Origin of the sequence: Pantoea alfalfae (assembly GCF_019880205.1) — a bacterium.
Taxonomy (GTDB): domain Bacteria; phylum Pseudomonadota; class Gammaproteobacteria; order Enterobacterales; family Enterobacteriaceae; genus Pantoea; species Pantoea alfalfae.
In genome coordinates, this window is record NZ_CP082292.1 from 3,956,533 (window position 1) to 3,973,606 (window position 17,074).

General features: G+C 56.0%; 15 protein-coding genes. 4 read left to right on the top strand and 11 right to left on the bottom strand.

Annotated features, from left to right (window positions below; translation table 11 throughout):
• Positions 1 to 331: 331 nt before the first annotated feature.
• Both glyS and glyQ read right to left on the bottom strand, forming a co-directional pair.
• Positions 332 to 2,401 carry a glycine--tRNA ligase subunit beta gene (gene glyS, locus K6R05_RS18370; RefSeq protein WP_222924783.1) on the bottom strand — a complete coding sequence of 690 codons (2,070 nt, stop codon included), beginning with the start codon at positions 2,399 to 2,401 and terminating at the stop codon, positions 332 to 334.
• A gap of 9 nt (positions 2,402 to 2,410) precedes the next feature.
• A complete protein-coding gene (gene glyQ, locus K6R05_RS18375) occupies positions 2,411 to 3,322 on the bottom strand; it encodes a glycine--tRNA ligase subunit alpha (RefSeq protein WP_003849680.1) in 912 nt (303 codons plus the stop codon).
• A gap of 220 nt (positions 3,323 to 3,542) precedes the next feature.
• Between glyQ and K6R05_RS18380 the strand changes: the two genes are divergently transcribed.
• Complete coding sequence (locus K6R05_RS18380; protein ID WP_161733202.1) at positions 3,543 to 4,538, top strand: acyltransferase; 996 nt, start codon at positions 3,543 to 3,545, stop codon at positions 4,536 to 4,538.
• Here the strand turns inward: K6R05_RS18380 and K6R05_RS18385 are convergent.
• Both K6R05_RS18385 and yieH read right to left on the bottom strand, forming a co-directional pair.
• Positions 4,523 to 5,455 carry a GlxA family transcriptional regulator gene (locus K6R05_RS18385; RefSeq protein ID WP_161733204.1) on the bottom strand — a complete coding sequence of 311 codons (933 nt, stop codon included), beginning with the start codon at positions 5,453 to 5,455 and terminating at the stop codon, positions 4,523 to 4,525. The two genes, K6R05_RS18380 and K6R05_RS18385, sit on opposite strands and share 16 nt — an antisense overlap.
• An 11-nt stretch (positions 5,456 to 5,466) precedes the next feature.
• Complete coding sequence (yieH, locus tag K6R05_RS18390) at positions 5,467 to 6,126, bottom strand: 6-phosphogluconate phosphatase (protein ID WP_161733206.1); 660 nt, start codon at positions 6,124 to 6,126, stop codon at positions 5,467 to 5,469.
• A gap of 152 nt (positions 6,127 to 6,278) precedes the next feature.
• Here yieH and K6R05_RS18395 point away from each other — a divergent pair, with 152 nt between their 5' ends.
• Positions 6,279 to 7,592 carry an NCS2 family permease gene (locus K6R05_RS18395; RefSeq protein ID WP_161733208.1) on the top strand — a complete coding sequence of 438 codons (1,314 nt, stop codon included), beginning with the start codon at positions 6,279 to 6,281 and terminating at the stop codon, positions 7,590 to 7,592.
• Positions 7,593 to 7,628: 36 nt separating this feature from the next.
• On the opposite strand, the gene K6R05_RS18400 is transcribed toward K6R05_RS18395, so the two are convergent.
• Positions 7,629 to 8,378: a 4'-phosphopantetheinyl transferase family protein gene (locus K6R05_RS18400; RefSeq protein WP_161733210.1), complete on the bottom strand. Its 750-nt coding sequence runs from the start codon at positions 8,376 to 8,378 to the stop codon at positions 7,629 to 7,631.
• 169 nt (positions 8,379 to 8,547) lie between these two features.
• Positions 8,548 to 9,138: a malonic semialdehyde reductase gene (locus tag K6R05_RS18405; protein WP_222924784.1), complete on the bottom strand. Its 591-nt coding sequence runs from the start codon at positions 9,136 to 9,138 to the stop codon at positions 8,548 to 8,550.
• 382 nt (positions 9,139 to 9,520) lie between these two features.
• Between K6R05_RS18405 and K6R05_RS18410 the strand changes: the two genes are divergently transcribed.
• Both K6R05_RS18410 and K6R05_RS18415 read left to right on the top strand, forming a co-directional pair.
• The gene (locus K6R05_RS18410) at positions 9,521 to 11,767 is read left to right on the top strand and encodes a M23 family metallopeptidase (RefSeq protein ID WP_222924785.1); all 2,247 of its coding nucleotides are present in this window, start codon (positions 9,521 to 9,523) and stop codon (positions 11,765 to 11,767) included.
• The gene (locus K6R05_RS18415; protein ID WP_222924786.1) at positions 11,767 to 12,420 is read left to right on the top strand and encodes a hypothetical protein; all 654 of its coding nucleotides are present in this window, start codon (positions 11,767 to 11,769) and stop codon (positions 12,418 to 12,420) included. The genes K6R05_RS18410 and K6R05_RS18415 overlap by 1 nt, the downstream gene beginning before the upstream one ends.
• Before the next feature lie 214 nt (positions 12,421 to 12,634).
• Here the strand turns inward: K6R05_RS18415 and mnmE are convergent, their stop codons facing one another.
• The 5 genes from mnmE to rpmH form a co-directional block, all read right to left on the bottom strand.
• A complete protein-coding gene (mnmE, locus tag K6R05_RS18420) occupies positions 12,635 to 13,999 on the bottom strand; it encodes a tRNA uridine-5-carboxymethylaminomethyl(34) synthesis GTPase MnmE (protein ID WP_161733218.1) in 1,365 nt (454 codons plus the stop codon).
• Positions 14,000 to 14,091: 92 nt separating this feature from the next.
• The gene (yidC, locus tag K6R05_RS18425) at positions 14,092 to 15,738 is read right to left on the bottom strand and encodes a membrane protein insertase YidC (protein ID WP_013359606.1); all 1,647 of its coding nucleotides are present in this window, start codon (positions 15,736 to 15,738) and stop codon (positions 14,092 to 14,094) included.
• A 2-nt stretch (positions 15,739 to 15,740) separates the two neighbouring features.
• Positions 15,741 to 15,998 (bottom strand): membrane protein insertion efficiency factor YidD, encoded by a 258-nt coding sequence (gene yidD / locus K6R05_RS18430; protein ID WP_008926397.1) that lies wholly within the window; start codon positions 15,996 to 15,998, stop codon positions 15,741 to 15,743.
• Positions 15,962 to 16,321, bottom strand: coding sequence for a ribonuclease P protein component (gene rnpA / locus K6R05_RS18435; RefSeq protein WP_008926396.1), 360 nt, complete (start codon positions 16,319 to 16,321; stop codon positions 15,962 to 15,964). Before rnpA ends, yidD begins: the two co-directional genes overlap by 37 nt.
• A 14-nt stretch (positions 16,322 to 16,335) precedes the next feature.
• Positions 16,336 to 16,476, bottom strand: a complete 141-nt coding sequence (gene rpmH / locus K6R05_RS18440) for a 50S ribosomal protein L34 (RefSeq protein WP_003849659.1) — start codon at positions 16,474 to 16,476, stop codon at positions 16,336 to 16,338.
• Positions 16,477 to 17,074: the final 598 nt, after the last annotated feature.

A 17,074-nucleotide genomic window follows, 5' to 3' on the forward strand; every position in this document is an offset into this window, starting at 1 on the left:
ATCCATCAGAAAGGGACAAAAACAAGGGGGGAGGACTATTTTTGAGGCGGTTTCTTAACCTCCGGATTGATGAAAAACCTTAGAGTATTACAGGAGAAAAATTAACAATTAACCTTTTGATATATAATAATATTTATCACCTGTAGCATCACGACAGCCGATTTCTGATGACCGGCAATGGCAGTTTGAGCACTTTAGCGTATTCATTTGCATCCTAAAAAATGGCCGCTATAGCGGTCACACTCAGGTATGAGTTGAAGACATCAGGCCAGAAAAATCCCATAAAAAAAGGGACGATTGCTCGTCCCTTTTTCGTACTACGCTAAGAGAATTACTGCAGCAGCGAGATATCCGCGACCTGCAGGAACAGCTCACGCAGTTTTGACAGCAGCGTCAGGCGATTGACCCGCACTGCCTGGTCGTCGGCGTTCACCATCACTTTGTCGAAGAAGTTGTCTACCGCGGTACGCAGTTGTGCCAGTTCGACCAGCGCATCCTGATAGCGGCCTTCTGCGAAGTAAGGCTGCAGCTTGCTGCTCAGCGCAGTAACAAAGGTCGCCAGCTGGATCTCTTCGTTCTCTTTCAGCAGCGACGCCTGCACGCTCTCATTCAGCGTTTCGGTCGATTTTGCCAGAATGTTAGAGACGCGCTTGTTCGCCGCCGCCAGTGCTGCGGCGGCCTCCAGCGTACGGAAGTGCGACACCGCTTTCATGCGTGCATCAAAGTCAGCCGGACGGGTCGGACGACGCGCCAGAACTGCCTGCAGCGTATCAATGCTGTGACCCTCTTCCTGATACCAGGTGCGGAAGCGACCCAGCATAAAGTCGATCACATCATCCACCACGCGGGCGTTGCTCAGCTTGCTGCCGTACAGACGTACTGCTTCTTCAGTCAGCGTCTGCAGGTCGAGTGGCAGGTTTTTCTCAACGATGATACGCAGCACGCCCAGCGCCGCACGACGCAGTGCGAACGGATCTTTGTCGCCTTTTGGATGCTGACCAATGCCGAAAATACCGGCCAGCGTATCCATTTTATCGGCAATCGCCAGCGCACAGGCGACCGGGCTGGATGGCAGATCGTCACCGGCAAAGCGCGGCTGATACTGCTCGTTCAGCGCAACCGCCACATCTTCGGCTTCGCCGTCGTGACGCGCGTAATGCATGCCCATCACGCCCTGGGTGTCGGTGAACTCGAAGACCATGTTGGTCATCAGGTCACACTTCGACAGCAGGCCCGCGCGGGTAGCGTGATTCACATCGGCGCCGATTTTACCGGCAATCCAGCCCGCCAGGGCCTGAATGCGATCGGTTTTATCGCGCAGCGTGCCCAGCTCTTTCTGGAACAGGACGGTCTCCAGACGCGGCAGATTGTCTTCCAGACGTTTTTTGCGGTCGGTGTTAAAGAAGAACTCCGCATCGGCCAGGCGCGGACGTACCACTTTCTCGTTGCCGGAGATAATCTGGCGCGGATCGCTGGATTCGATGTTGGTGACGAAAATGAAGTTCGGCATCAGGTTACCGTCATTGTCATACACCGGGAAATACTTCTGATCGCCTTTCATGGTGTAGACCAGCGCTTCCGCTGGCACCTTGAGGAATTTCTCTTCAAAGGTCGCGGTCAGGACGACCGGCCACTCCACCAGCGACGTCACCTCTTCCAGCAGGCTGTCGCTGATATCGGCGTTGCCGCCTAAGCGGCGTGCGGCCGCTTCTGCATCGGCTTTGATCATCGCTTTGCGGACCTGATAGTCGGCAATGACCTGGCCGCGTTTTTCCAGCACATCAGGATAGTGATCGGCGTTGTCGAGCGTGATTTCGCTTTCACCCATAAAGCGGTGACCACGAATAATCCGGTCTGACGCGATGCCCAGAATGGTGCCCGGGATCAGCTCATCGCCCAGCAGCATCGTCACGGTGTGAACCGGACGGACAAACTGCACATCGCTGTTGCCCCAGCGCATCAGTTTTGGCACCGGCAGCTTGCTGAGCGCGGTAGCGATCATTGCGGGCAGCAGCGCCTGGGCCGCTTCGCCTTTGACCTGAGCGCGATAAACCAGCCATTCGCCTTTATCGGTGGCGAGGCGTTCAGCCTGATCGACAGTAATGCCGTTGCCACGCGCCCAGCCTTCAGCGGCTTTGGTCGCGTTGCCGTCAGCGTCAAACGCAGCAGAGATCGCCGGTCCGCGCTTCTCTACTTCCCGATCGGGTTGTGAGGCGCTCAGGTTGGCGACTTTCAGCGCCAGACGGCGCGGCGCAGCAAACCAGCTGACCTCACCGTGGCTCAGGTTAGCGGCATCCAGTTCAGCAGTGACCTGCGCGGCAAAGGCTTCTGCCAGGCTGCGCAGGGCTTTTGGTGGCAGCTCTTCGGTGCCGATCTCCACCAGGAAGGTTTGTTCAGTCATGGCTGCCTCTTACTTTTTGTTATTGCACATCGGGAAGCCCATTGCCTCGCGAGAGGCGTAGTAAGCTTCAGCCACGGCTTTGGTCAGGGTACGAATGCGCAGAATATAGCGCTGACGCTCTGTTACCGAGATCGCTTTGCGGGCATCCAGCAGGTTGAAGCTGTGTGCCGCTTTCAGAATGCGTTCGTAGGCGGGCAGTGGCAGCGGTTTTTCCAGCGCCAGCAGATGCTGTGCCTCTTTCTCGTACTGCTCGAAGCAGGTAAAGAGGAAGTCGACGTCGGCGTATTCGAAGTTATAGGTGGATTGCTCCACTTCGTTCTGATGGAACACGTCGCCGTAGGTGGTTTTGCCCAGCGGGCCATCGCTCCAGACCAGATCGTAAACGCTGTCGACGCCCTGGATATACATCGCCAGACGTTCCAGGCCGTAGGTGATCTCACCGGTTACCGGCTTACACTCCAGGCCGCCAACCTGCTGGAAGTAGGTGAACTGCGTCACTTCCATGCCGTTGAGCCAGACTTCCCAGCCGAGTCCCCAGGCGCCCAGCGTCGGGTTTTCCCAGTTATCTTCTACAAAGCGAATGTCATGCACCGTCGGATCCATTCCCAGCTCTTTTAACGAACCAAGATACAGCTCCTGAATGTTGTCGGGTGACGGTTTGATGATGACCTGGAACTGGTAATAGTGCTGAAGACGGTTCGGGTTTTCACCGTAGCGGCCATCGGTAGGACGACGGGATGGCTGCACGTAGGCGGCGGCGATCGGCTCCGGGCCGAGTGCACGCAGGCAGGTCATCGGGTGTGAAGTGCCAGCGCCCACTTCCATGTCCAGCGGTTGGACAATGGTGCAGCCCTGACGCGCCCAGTAATCCTGCAAGGTCAGGATCAGCCCCTGAAAGGTTTTGGTATCAAACTTTTGCATGTTGAGTGTGCACGCGCTTCGGTTAGATTAAAAAAAGAGGCCGACAGTATACCCTTTGACCGCGCGATGTGCAGCCGTAAATCCCAGGCACTACCGGCGCGTTTTCGCGGTAATTACGGGCGCTGGCATACAGATGGCTCCGAATCCTGCTGGCGGCAGTTGTTGCTCTGGTCGCATTTGACTACCCTTTTGCGCACGGAGCTATGCGCAAGAGGACGCCATGTCGCAGAAGATTTACTGGATCGATAATTTACGCGCGGTTGCCTGCCTGATGGTGATCGTGATTCACACCACCACCTGGTATATCACCGGGCCGATGGCGGTAACCGGCACGACCTGGGATGTGGCGAATCTGCTGAACTCGGCATCACGCGTCTGTGTTCCACTGTTCTTTATGATCTCCGGCTATCTGTTTTTCGGCGAACGTAGCGCCCAGCCGCGTCATATGCTCCGGCTGGTGCTCTGTCTGCTGTTCTACAGCGCGGTCTCGCTGGCCTATATCACCTGGCTGACGCCGATCAGCGAAGGACGTTCGATCCTGAAGATGCTGCAGAAGCCCGTGTTCTATCACCTGTGGTTCTTCTTTGCGCTGATTGGCATCTATCTGATGTCGCCGCTGATCCAGGTGAAAACCGTGCAGGCACGCTATGTAGCGCTGCTGGTGCTGGTGCTGGCGGTACTCGCCAACCCGAATACGGTCAGCCAGTCGCTGGGCCCGTTCCATTTTCTGCCGGTTAACCTCTATGTCAGCGGTGACAGCATTTACTACCTGCTCTATGCGCTGCTTGGACGGGCGATCGGCACCATGGACACGACCCGGCGCGGCCTGACCCCGCTGGCCGCCGGGCTGTTTATCGCCTGTGTGATTGGCATTACGTTAGGGACGAAAAAGGCGCTGATCGTCAACGGGGCGTTTAACGATACCTGGTATCTCTACTGCGGACCGCTGGTATTTATCGCGGCGATCAGCCTGCTCATCGTGTTTAAAAACAGCCTGAATCAGCGCACGCTGCCCGGTTTTACCGTGATTGCGCGCTATTCACTGCCGATCTACGGCTTTCATGCGCTGTTCATTCACTATCTGCGCACGCATCACTACGATGATATGTCGCGTCCGTGGCTCGATCTGCCCTGGGTGTTCGGACTGACGCTGGGTGGCAGTCTGCTGCTGGGGATGGCGCTGAAACGGGTCGATACCCGTCACTTTGTCAGCTGATCGGTTTCCCGCTGGCGGGCGCGTCGCAGCTGGCGCGCCGATGAAAATCCCGCCGCCAGCGCTGCTTTCTCAGCGGATTCACCCTGCTGCTGACGCTGGCGCGCCACGCCAACCCGCAGCTGCTCATGGTATTCCCGCACGCTGATCCCCAGATGCTGACGAAACAGCCGCGCCAGATGACGGCTGCTGACGTGGGCGCGCCCGGCCAGCTCGGTCAGCGTCCAGCCATGCTCAGGATGCGCAATCATCAGGTCCTGCGCCCGATGAATGGCCGGATGCAGGTGATTGCGGTAACGCAGCCAGGGTGAAAGCTGCGGGTCGTCACCGGCGCGGCGGAACCAGACCACCATTTCCCGCGCCACGGCCAGCGCTGTTGGCGTATCGCAGAGCTGATTCACCAGATGCAGCGCCAGGTCGATCCCCGCCGTGATGCCCGCGCTGGTCCAGATATTCTCATGCCCGACAAATACCCGGTTCTCCTGCACCTGAGCGCGCGGGGCGACCGCTTTCAGACGGGCAATGACATCATGATGGGTGGTGCAGGGCACGTCATCGAGCATGCCCGCTTGCGCTGCCAGCAACGCACCTGAGCAGACGCAGACCAGCATAAAGGTCTGCGCGCGCAGCGCGGCGTGCTGCCGCATCAGCCAGTCGCGTGCTTCTGTGGCCTGGGGTGTGGAATAACAGATCTGCGAGTCATAGACGCCCGGCACCACCAGCAGGCTCCCGGCGGGCAACTGTTCTGGCAAGGGTTCGATGCCGCCAATGGTCATACCGGTGGAACAGACCACCTCCGGCTGCGGGCCAATGTAGCGCAGCGAAAAGCGATCCCCCGCCAGCTTCAGCGTTTCGGCAGGGCCGGTCAGATCCAGTACCATGACGCCAGGCAGGGTTAAAAACCAGACGGTATGTGTCATGCTGGCCTGCGCTACACCAGATCCCAGCCACGGGCGCGCCACAACGCAGGCAGCTGCGCCATGTCGTCGAAGCGCGTCACCAGCGGATGATCCAGTTCAGGATTGTGCGGATCAGCACAGTAGTAGTAGACCGGGATCCCGGCGGCAATACCGGCGCGGGCGCCCGCTTCGGAGTCATCCACCAGAATGCAGCGCTCAATCGGCACCTGCATCTGTTCCGCCGCGTGGTACATCAGCTCCGGATCGGGCTTCCAGTGCAGAATGTCATAACCGCTATAGAGGTGTTCGGCAAACAGCGGCAGCATGCCGGTTAAGCCCAGCGAGTGCTGCATCTTTTTTACCGTCCCGTTTGAGACCACGCACATCGGCACTTTGATCTGCTCCACTAGCGCTTTCGCACCCGGAATTGGCTGCAGTTGCTGATCGAACAGTCGCGCGACTTCCGCGCGATAAGCTGTCTCCACCTCTTCCATCGGCAGCGACACCTGATGCGCGTCGCCCACGTCACGAATGATGTCGTAGAGTTTGACGCCCTTATACTTTTCAAACATCTGCTGCAGCGACAGCGCCAGACCGTAACGGGCAAACGTGTTGACGTAGGCCTGGGTGCAGAGCAACTCACTGTCCACCAGCGTGCCATCGCAATCAAAAAAGACGCATTCAACTGACATCAGACTCTATCCTTCGATTCAGGGGTGTGCTCCACACTCTACCGCACTCAGCGCAGATTGCGAGACTGGCAATCGGTTGCGAAAAATCATTGTATTGCCCCGGTAAAATCGCCAGGATACGCGCCGATGATTTTTTCTTCTGGATGGATGGCATGAGCAAGCAAGGCGTTTTGCAGCGCATCTTCAGGCTGCAGGAACATGGCACCACGGTGCGCACCGAAGTGATCGCAGGTATCACCACCTTTCTGACGATGGTCTATATCGTCTTCGTCAACCCGCAGATCCTCGGCGTCGCCGGTATGGATACCCAGGCGGTGTTTGTGACCACCTGTCTGATTGCCGCGTTTGGCAGCATTCTGATGGGACTGTTTGCCAATCTGCCGGTGGCGCTGGCCCCCGCAATGGGGCTGAATGCCTTCTTCGCTTTTGTGGTGGTCGGGGCGATGGGCTATTCGTGGCAGGTCGGTATGGGCGCGATTTTCTGGGGTGCGGTCGGCCTGCTGATACTGACCCTGCTGCGGGTTCGCTACTGGATGATTGCCAATATCCCACTGAGCCTGCGCGTTGGCATCACTGCCGGTATCGGCCTGTTTATCGCCATGATGGGGCTGAAGAATGCCGGTATTATCGTGCCGAATCCCGATACGCTCGTGGCCGTGGGTAATCTGACTTCGCACAGCGTGCTGCTGGGCGCACTCGGCTTCTTTATTATCGCCATTCTGGCATCACGCAATATCCACGCGGCGGTGCTGATCTCAATGGTGATCACCACCGCTATTGGCTGGATGCTGGGCGACGTGAAGTTTGTCGGCCTGTTTTCTGCGCCGCCTTCGATTACTTCGGTGGTGGGTCAGGTCGATATCAAAGGTGCGTTTAACATTGGCATGGCGGGCGTCATCTTCTCCTTTATGCTGGTCAATCTGTTCGACTCCTCCGGCACGCTGATTGGCGTTACCGACAAAGCGGGACTGACCGATGAAACCGGCACCTTTCCGCGGATGCAGCAGGCGCTTTATGTCGACAGCATCAGTTCGGTGAGTGGCGCGCTGGCGGGCACGTCTTCCGTGACCGCCTATATCGAGAGCACCTCGGGCGTGGCGATTGGTGGCCGTACCGGTCTGATGGCCGTGGTAACCGGCCTGCTTTTCCTGCTGGTGACCTTCCTGTCACCGCTGGCCGCAATGGTGCCATCCTATGCCGCCGCAGGCGCGCTGATTTACGTTGGCGTGTTAATGACCGCCAGCCTGTCGCGCGTGCGCTGGGATGATCTGACCGAAGCCGTTCCGGCGTTTGTCACCGCCGCCATGATGCCCTTCAGCTTTTCCATCACCGAAGGCATTGCGCTGGGTTTTATCGCTTACTGCGTGATGAAACTGGGCACCGGCCGCTGGCGTGAAATCAGCCCCTGCGTGGTAATTGTTGCGCTGCTGTTTGTGCTGAAGATTGTCTTTATCGACGCGCACTAAGCACAGTCAGAGCCGCAACCCACCGGTTGCGGCTTTTTACATTTGAGGATGCAGATTGCGCTCGCCGGGCAGACTGGTCAGCCGCAGGGCATGAGGCCCGATGTTGGGTTTACCCATCTCGATTTCGCGTAATGCACGCCATTCAAAAGCGTTATCCATCTCCCACAGGTACAGCCGCTGGGTCGCAGACGACAGCGCGCACGACCAGACCAGCATGGGTTCCGCATCACATACCACCTGAATCTCGGGATAGAGTGACGATCGCAGCCGACCGGCACCCGGCAACAGGCGCAGCGAATCCAGTCCGCGATCGCCTTCTCCCGTCAGCTTGAGAATGCTCTGGCGTAACGTCCAGATTTGCGTCACCGCTTCCATGGCATCCTGCTGGGCATTAATCCAGGCGATTTCGCCCGACGTTAATCCCTGAATCAGCTGCTCCTGAGTCTGACGGCTCCGCGCATGCACAATCTCCATATCCAGACCCGCACGTCCACCCTCTTCAGCCAGCAGCACCCCCACCGTATTGCCCGCATAGGCGATGCTGAAATCGGGCAGATCGCTGTCAGCAAAAACGGGGCGTCCGTTACCCTGGATAAGCAGGCGCGGCAGCTCACTAATGCCATAAACCCGCAGCATCAGTTGTGCCAGCAGGGTACGGGCGGCAAGAAATCGTCCACGGCGTTTGTCAGCAAACTGCTGTGCCGTGTCGGTGATAACCTGGGGAATGCGTAAATCATTAGCCGGGAAGCCGGGATCGCCCGTCCAGCGTACAAAATGACCAGCCATCTGTCGCTCCGTGAAAATGGTCAGATAATCATCAGACGCATTGTAGGAATTTTCTTACCTTAATGCACCTGACAACGCACAGATTGGGGTAAATTCGGAATAGGATGAGCAGAGTCGCGAGGATCGACCAGAGATAAGCGTCGCGATTCGACTCGCGACGCGGGCAGCATCAGGCGAAACGGCTCGCCTGCTCAAAGCTCAGTCGCGGCAGGCGCGGATGCAGTTTTGACGCGTCACCATAGCCGAGGTTAATCAGCAGGTTAACCTGATACTGACCGTCGGGGAAAAAGGCGTCATTGACTTTGGCCGGATCAAATCCGGACATCGGACCGGCATCCAGACCCAGCGAACGAGCCGCCAGAATCAGGTAGCCCGCCTGCAGGCTGCTGTTACGGAAAGCGGTCTCTTTTGCCACTTCCGGGCTGCCGGTAAACCAGCTGCGCGCATCAGCATGCGGGAACAGGGCGGGCAGCTGCTCATAGAACTCGCGGTCCCAGGCCACAATCACCGTGACCGGCGCGCTCATGGTTTTTTCCAGATTGCCGGAAGAGAGTGCCGGTTTCAGCTTCTCTTTGCCTTCCGCCGAGGTCACGAAAACAAATCGCGCAGGCGAGCAGTTCGCCGAGGTTGGGCCCAGTGCCGTTAAAGCATAGAGCTGCTCCAGCAGGGCGTTATCGACGGGCTTAGCCTGCCAGTAACTATGGGTGCGGGCGTCATTAAACAGCGTGTCCAGTGCGGCAGTGTCGAGCGGTGTACTCATGCAACTCTCCTGTTTCAGGCGAAAAAACTCGCCCAACGGTGTTCACGTAGTGGGTTTGCGTCCGGTCCGGCGCGGCGGGATGAGGCGGGGTTCACTCACCGCGATCATAGCCGCACGTCAGATCGGCGCGTCTACCGTTATACGACAACGTGTTGCCGCCGCAAAGTAGCAAACTGGATTAAAAGGCAGCGATAGTAATCTTCATCATAAAGGCACAGATAACAACTCAATAGCTCAACAACCAGTCGTCGCACATCTTAGGATCTGTACAATCCTCAGTGCAACGTGACAGATCTGATCTTTTATTATCCACCCTCAACGTTTGTAAAAAAGAGTACGTTACCCTGCTGTTTTAAAAACTGAGACACGACAGGAAGTCAGTATGATAATCAGCCCGCCGTTTGTCCGCCCCCGGAACACCGGAGAAAATGACCCGTCATGGGTCAGCAGAATGATGCCCGTGGATATAAACCGGGATTTCCCGCTCAACCGGCACGCATCATGGCACGGGGGCGTGCACGTCCTCCACACCGACCGCACTGAGGAAGGCTACGAACGTATTGAGTTTGTCCGCGCTATTGCTGATGGGGAAGTTGTTTCTTTTCGGTCTCCGTCTTCCACACACAAACGTGATACTTTTCCGCTGAATTATGATGGCAGAACCGATGATGGGTATGTGCTGTTAAAGCATCAGACCGATATCGGTGAAAACTGTCGTGTCGTTTATTACTCCCTGTACATGCATCTCATGGACCGGCTGGACCCGGCAATCAGAGCCGGAGCAAAAGTCTGGCGCAAGGACCGTATCGGGCAAAGTGGTATGGTCAGCGAAACCAATGCCTTTCACTTTGAGGTATTCTGTGACAACGAGAACATGCTGAAGCTGACCGGACGCATCACTCCTGAACTCGATATCACCCGTGACGGCAGAACCGACACCCTTTATGGCGATATCCATTTTTATCTGTCGCCCGGTACACACTTTTATGAATCGGTGACTGATGCTGCCTCACCGGACACGTACCGCCTGAATTCAGTTCATACCACCACGGAACCGTTATTCGTCAGCATGACCTTCGAAAAAGGCGACTGCACGATGGTAACCCGCAGGCAGAACACCACCACGGCGGCACGTTTCGACACGGTGGGGGATCCGCTGGTGAATGCAGATGCTGTACAGGATACTGATGATGAAATTCCGTATGAATATAACCTGTATCGGACAGCGTGCCGTCTGTACCCGCAGAATCCGTCTGCCGGGCTCGAATTGCTCCGTTTCGGGCGGGTCATCAGCACTGAACATGAAACCCTGACGCCTGCTGATGCGCCGTTATGGCGTACCGTCAGCTTCCCCGGCGGAACGGGCATGGTTAACCTGGCTTCCCCTGACATCAAAAAATTCAGCGATGCCGACTTTCCGCACTGGACGGGTTGGCGGATGGTGGACGATGACACGGACAACAACAGTCAGTGTAATTCTCCCCTTATCGCCGGATTGCAGGACTGCGGGCATTTCGGTGACCTGAGCAGCCGTCTGGTCTGCCATTTTCCGCTGGAGTGGAATTTTGCCACCTTTGACCAGCGCTATGCCTGGCTCAGAACCGGCTCTGACGATGTTCCTGCCATGTCAGAAGAAGACTATGAACGGCTGAAAAGTCATGCCTCAGCGCTGTGCTTTGAGACCGGTGAACACGGCACCGGCAGGCTGTGGCATTTCCATCCAGTGGCCTTCATTACCCACTTTCGCAAATGCTGCTGGCTGAGCAAATCAGAGCTGAAGCAGCTTGTTCCACGGAACGCATTAAGAGCGGCCGGGCGGAATGATTACCGCTGGGAGGCCATAAGTTACCGGGATGCTGATGGTAGCATCCCGGACACTATCCGTACGCACATAAACAGGACGATGCAGAAATACCTGATAACCACCCCGCTGCGCATCGCCTGCTTCCTGGGAAACGGCATTCAGGAAACGGGCTGGCTGGGATCGATGGAGGAAGAGTACCGCTATACGGAAACAGACCCGCGCACCCATCAGGTCATCCGGCGCTACAACATCTGGTATTACCCGTGGTACGGGCGCGGCCTGCTACAGCTGACTAATCCTGAAAACTACTTAGATTATTTCAGCTTCCGGGGACGGACCTGCCCGGAAAATATCAGGAACATCCTGATAAATGAATACAGTCGTCTGTATTTACACCGCGGCATTCGCTATACCGACAATCACCTGTCTGATACCGAAAACCACGTCCCGGAAAATATTATCCGCTGGCGGAATAACGTCAGCAGCGACCTGCATGAGGCGGCCAGCAGCGCCGGATTTTACTGGGTAGCAAGGGATATGGCCCCCTATGCGGATGCCGAACATGTGCTGGAGCGGTGCAGCGTCACTCCCCGGCAGAGCGGGAGAAAGATTTACTACCGCAGCCCGGCCTTCTGGCGGGCCAGCGCCGCCGTTAACCTGCCGGGTCAGATCGATAATGAACATTATCAGGGGCTGAACGGGTTTGATAGCCGCTGCTGCGTCTACGGCAGCGCGATAGCCGTCCTTACCGAGCAGAAATTCCCGGACAGCCATAACAACCCGGTCAACGAAAAACCCGAATCAGACCAGCTAAGGAGAGGCTGATGAAAAAATTGCTGCTGCTGATGGCAATCCCGTTTTTTTCCTCGGGAGAAATATTTCCGGAAATTACCGCTCCAGACAAATTAAGTGTTCTGCCTTTTTACCAAAAAATATTACATCGATATGACTATCTGGCGGATACGGGCTGTGGAATTGTTTCATTGAAATTATTCTACCCACCTGAACATAATAAATATCCGCCATCAGGTCCCAACCCGTGGCTTTGTCTATATGCAGTAGATATCATCAGCAACGGATACGGACCGGGACAGGTCCTGCCTGAAAGAGTCTACCTTGATAAAAAAACAGGGATTTGGAAAAAGGAAAAGTACGCCCCAGGCAGGGAAAATACACAGCGTTCCCTTGAAGTTTATGGCATCAAAAGCCTGAGCGAGCTGCAGCCTCTGGAGCTGTATAATATCCGGTCCGTCAATGCCCGTGGCTATGCGATAGTAAACCGCAATATTCCCCTGGAGGAAAAAAAGAAAGGGATAAAGAAAAAACTGTCATTCTGCCTGATACAAAACCAGAGCTATTCTGCTTTCTGCGGTTCAAGATCAATGCTCGTCGACGGAAAAGATGTCGATTTCACCCCCTACATGCTCAAATCTCTTGAAACGATCGAAATGGGTCTCCCGGAAAAACCAGATAGTTGATTTATCGTCACGCATAGTTACTACTGATAGTATTATAAAGTTAGATACTTACATAGTAATAGTAAATTACCGTCTTACCATACGCTTTACATCTGTCGATCTTTGGCTCGCCATATCAGCAAGAATCAGCCCCGGTGGCACGCATAAGGAGGGTCATGACGAAGGAGACGTGTGGACACGCAGGCCTGACAGCGCTGCCGCCAGGCCAGGAAAGCTATTTACCGATACAGAAGCTGGAGAAGATACGGCCCAGCAGATCGTCAGAGGTGAATTCACCGGTAATCTCACTTAACGCCTGCTGAGCAACACGCAGCTCCTCCGCCAGTAACTCACCGGCCCGGGCACCGAGCAGTTGCGCTTTTCCCTGCTGTAAGTGCGTTGCCGCCTGCTCCAGCGCCTGCAGATGACGACGACGCGCCAGGAAGCCGCCTTCCATATTGCCGGAGAAGCCCATGCTCTGCTTCAGGTGATCCCGCAGTGCATCGACGCCCTCGCTGGTGCGTGCCGACAGGCGAATCAGTGAGTGACCGTTCACTTCTGTCAGGCCTAAAGGCTCACCGGTGACATCCGCCTTGTTGCGGACCACGGTAATCGGCAGTTCCGGCGGCAGGCGGGAGACAAAATCGGGCCAGATAGCCGCCGCTTCGGTGGCATCGGTGGTGGTGCCGTCCACCATAAACAGCACGCGGTCAGCCTGTTCAATCTCCTGCCAGGCACGCTCAATCCCGATACGTTCGACTTCGTCACTGGCCTCACGCAGTCCAGCGGTGTCGATGATATGCAGCGGCATGCCATCTATATGAATATGTTCACGCAGTACGTCACGGGTGGTGCCCGCAATGTCCGTAACGATAGCGGCGTCACGGCCTGCCAGCGCATTCAGCAGGCTCGATTTGCCCGCATTGGGGCGGCCCGCAATCACCACTTTCATTCCTTCACGCAGCAGGCTGCCCTGACGCGCTTCGGCACGGACCGCATCCAGATCACCGATCACCGTATTCAGCTGCGCTTCGATTCGGCCATCAGAGAGGAAATCGATCTCTTCATCCGGGAAGTCGATAGCCGCTTCGACATAGATGCGCAGGTGAGTGAGTGCTTCCACAAGATGATTGACCCGGGTGGAGAACGCGCCCTGTAGCGAGTTCACGGCCGAACGCGCCGCCTGCTCAGAGCTGGCATCAATCAGGTCGGCAATGGCTTCGGCCTGCGCCAGATCGAGCTTGTCGTTCAGAAACGCCCGCTCAGAGAACTCACCCGGCTGAGCGATACGCACGCCCGGCAGCGCCACAATGCGCTTCAGCAGCAGATCGAGGATCACCGGGCCGCCGTGACCCTGCAGCTCCAGCACATCTTCGCCGGTAAAGGAGTTAGGACCGGGAAACCACAGCGCAATGCCCTGATCCAGCACGCTGCCGTCGCTATCAGTAAACGGCAGGTAATCGGCGTATCTGGGCTTAGGCAGTTTACCCAGCAACTGGCGGGCAACCTCTGCCGCCTGCGCGCCAGAGACGCGCAGAATGCCGACGCCGCCGCGTCCGGGTGGCGTCGCCTGGGCAACAATGGTATCGCTGTGGCTCATAAATTTTCTCTCGCTAAAAAAAACACAGGCGGTCGCTTTGACCGCCTGAGAATAGACTATTTTAGGGCGGGATGGCTCCCGCGCTGGATCGCTTACGCTTTCTTCTTGTCGCGGCTATGCAGACCACGTTTTTCCAGGCCGCGATAAATCAGCTGCTGCTGGAGAATGGTCACCAGGTTGCTGACGATGTAGTACAGCACCAGACCTGACGGGAACCACAGGAAGAACACGGTGAAGATCACCGGCATGTACGTCATGATCTTCTGCTGCATCGGATCGGTCACGGTGGTCGGTGACATCTTCTGAATGAAGAACATGGTGATGCCCATCAGAATCGGCAGAATGTAGTACGGGTCCTGCGCTGACAGGTCATGGATCCACAGAATGAATGGCGCATGACGCAGTTCAACCGAGCCTGACAGCATATAGTAGAGCGCCAGGAAGATTGGCATCTGAATCACCAGCGGCAGACAGCCACCCAGCGGATTCACTTTCTCTGCTTTATACAGCGCCATCATCTCCTGGCTCTGCTTCTGCTTGTCATCACCCAGACGCTCACGCATTGCCTGAATCTTCGGCTGCAGCATACGCATCTTAGCCATCGAGGTGTACTGCGCTTTAGTCAGCGGGTACATGATGCCGCGCACGATGAAGGTGATCACGATAATGGAGAAGCCCCAGTTACCGATGAAGCTGTGAATAAATTTCAGCAGCTTGAACAGCGGCTGAGAGATAAACCACAACCAGCCGTAATCCACGGTCAGATCAAGGTGCGGCGCAATCGCGGCCATCTTGTCCTGAATTTCCGGGCCGACCCACAGCGTTGCACCCAGATTCTGCTGTGCGCCCGCGGCGATGGTGACCGGTGCAGATTTATAGCCAATCGCTGCCACGCCGTTACCCAGGTTGCTGGTGTAAAGGGTGTTGGTGCCTTCAGTACGCGGAACCCATGCAGTGGCAAAGTACTGCTGCAGCATCGCAACCCAGCCATTACTGGTCGTCGCGTTCAGGTTCTCGTTATCCGCGATGGTGTCGAATTTATACTTCTCATATTTCGACTCGCTGGTGGAGTAGGCCGCGCCACGGAAGGTATGCAGAGCAAAGTTGTTGCTGCCGGTATCACGATGCTTAGGCAGATCAATTGTCTGCTTCAGCTGGCCAAACAGCGATACTTCCAGCGGCTGCTGGGTAGTGTTGTTGACATGATAATCGACATTAACGGCATATTCGCCACGCTTAAAGATGAAGGTTTTAGTGTAAACCACGCCATTTTCAGCGGTATAGGTCATCGGCACACGCAGTTCGGACTGGCCATCAGCCATCTCGAAGTGATCCTGCGCGGTAGTGAACAGCGGACGCGCGCCGTTGTTCGGGTTATCCGGGCCATTACGACCGGTTAAACCACTCTGAGCCTGATAAAGGAACGCTGGCGTTGTTTCAAGCAGCTGGAACGGCTGGTCTGAACCCAGTTTGTCCGGGAAAGTCAGCAGCTGTGCCTGTTCAACATCACCGCCTCGGGTGTTGATATTCAATGACAGGACATCAGTCTTAACGGTGATCGTCTGGCCCTGACCGCTGGCCGGTACACCCTGACTGGCGGTATCACCCGCTACGCTGTTGGTGCCCTGTGTGGTCTGCGTCTGCTGTGGCTGCGGAGCGTGGTCCGTCTGCCAGGCTTGCCAGATCATAAAGGTCACGAACAGAAAAGCGATGAGAAAGAGATTGCGTTGCGAATCCATCGTTAATGTTCTCTGGTATCAAAGGTTTTTGGCGGCACAGGATCGTCACCACCCGGGTTCAAAGGGTGGCATTTTAATACGCGTTTTAATGTCAACCAACTGCCTTTTATCAGGCCAAACCTGCGTAACGCCTCAATTCCGTAATGAGAGCAGGTCGGGTGAAACCGACAGTGTGGTCCCAGTAATGGACTGATACCGCGTTGATAGACGCGTATCAGGACGATCAGGAGCCGCGCGCCAGGCGACAGTGACGACGCCATAATTTCTCCAACGCTTCCGCCAGCATACGGTTATCCAGATCGGCAACCCCCTTCTTCGCAACCACCACGAAGTCCATCGACGGCAGTTCATGTTGACGCAGACGAAAGCTTTCGCGGGTCAATCGCTTGATCCGGTTGCGTTCATGAGCGCGTTTCACATGTTTTTTAGCGACGGTGAGACCGATGCGGGGATGCCCCAGCGCGTTAAGGCGGCCGAGAATAGTGATTTGCGGCGTGCCAGCCCGTTGTGGCTGCTGGAAGACGAAAGTGAAATGAGTGGGAGTTAACAAACGTAACTCCCTGGGAAATGCGAGCTTACCCATCAGGGCTTGCTTTATTACTTAGAAACGGTCAGACGAGAACGGCCTTTAGCACGACGACGTGCCAGAACCTGACGACCATTTTTTGTTGCCATACGAGCACGGAAACCGTGTGAACGGTTGCGCTTCAGTACGGACGGTTGAAAAGTGCGTTTCATGGCGGTTTCTACCTAAACTTGAAAATTTTCACTGGGTGACGCGTTTCGGGCCAGTAAATCGACCTACGCCTCAATGTGTCTTTAATAAAGAGGCGGGATTGTAATAATTGTACAGTCCCGAGTCAATTTACTTCGCGTGCAACGGTACCTGAAAACCCGCTTACAGCCCGCTGAGTCCCGACTTTGCGCCTGATGGCTCAATCTCGGGTGGAGAATTATACGGGCTCCGCACTAAAGCGCAAGGATCGCGCGGGATCTTATTGCGATCGGCCTGGCGGATCCTGGGGATAAAATGAGATGTCGCCCGAAGATTTAGCGCATTCCACCAGATCCCTGCTGGTTTTTCCCGCAACTGGCGTAAACTTCTTTTGCGCGTCTCAGGCCTGTGGATAAAAAGGATCAAAACTGTGTAGAAAGGGAAGATCTCTGCCTCGCTTTGCGCTATGATCCGCCCTTCCGCTGACGATCCTCCAATGATTGCAGGACGGGAAACCGCTGATAGCGGTCGCAGGCGCTTTCTTAGCGTCTGTGTCAAAAATGAACGTTTCTTAGAGTAACGCCTACTATTCTTATCGAATTTGTACGAGTGGAGTCCGCC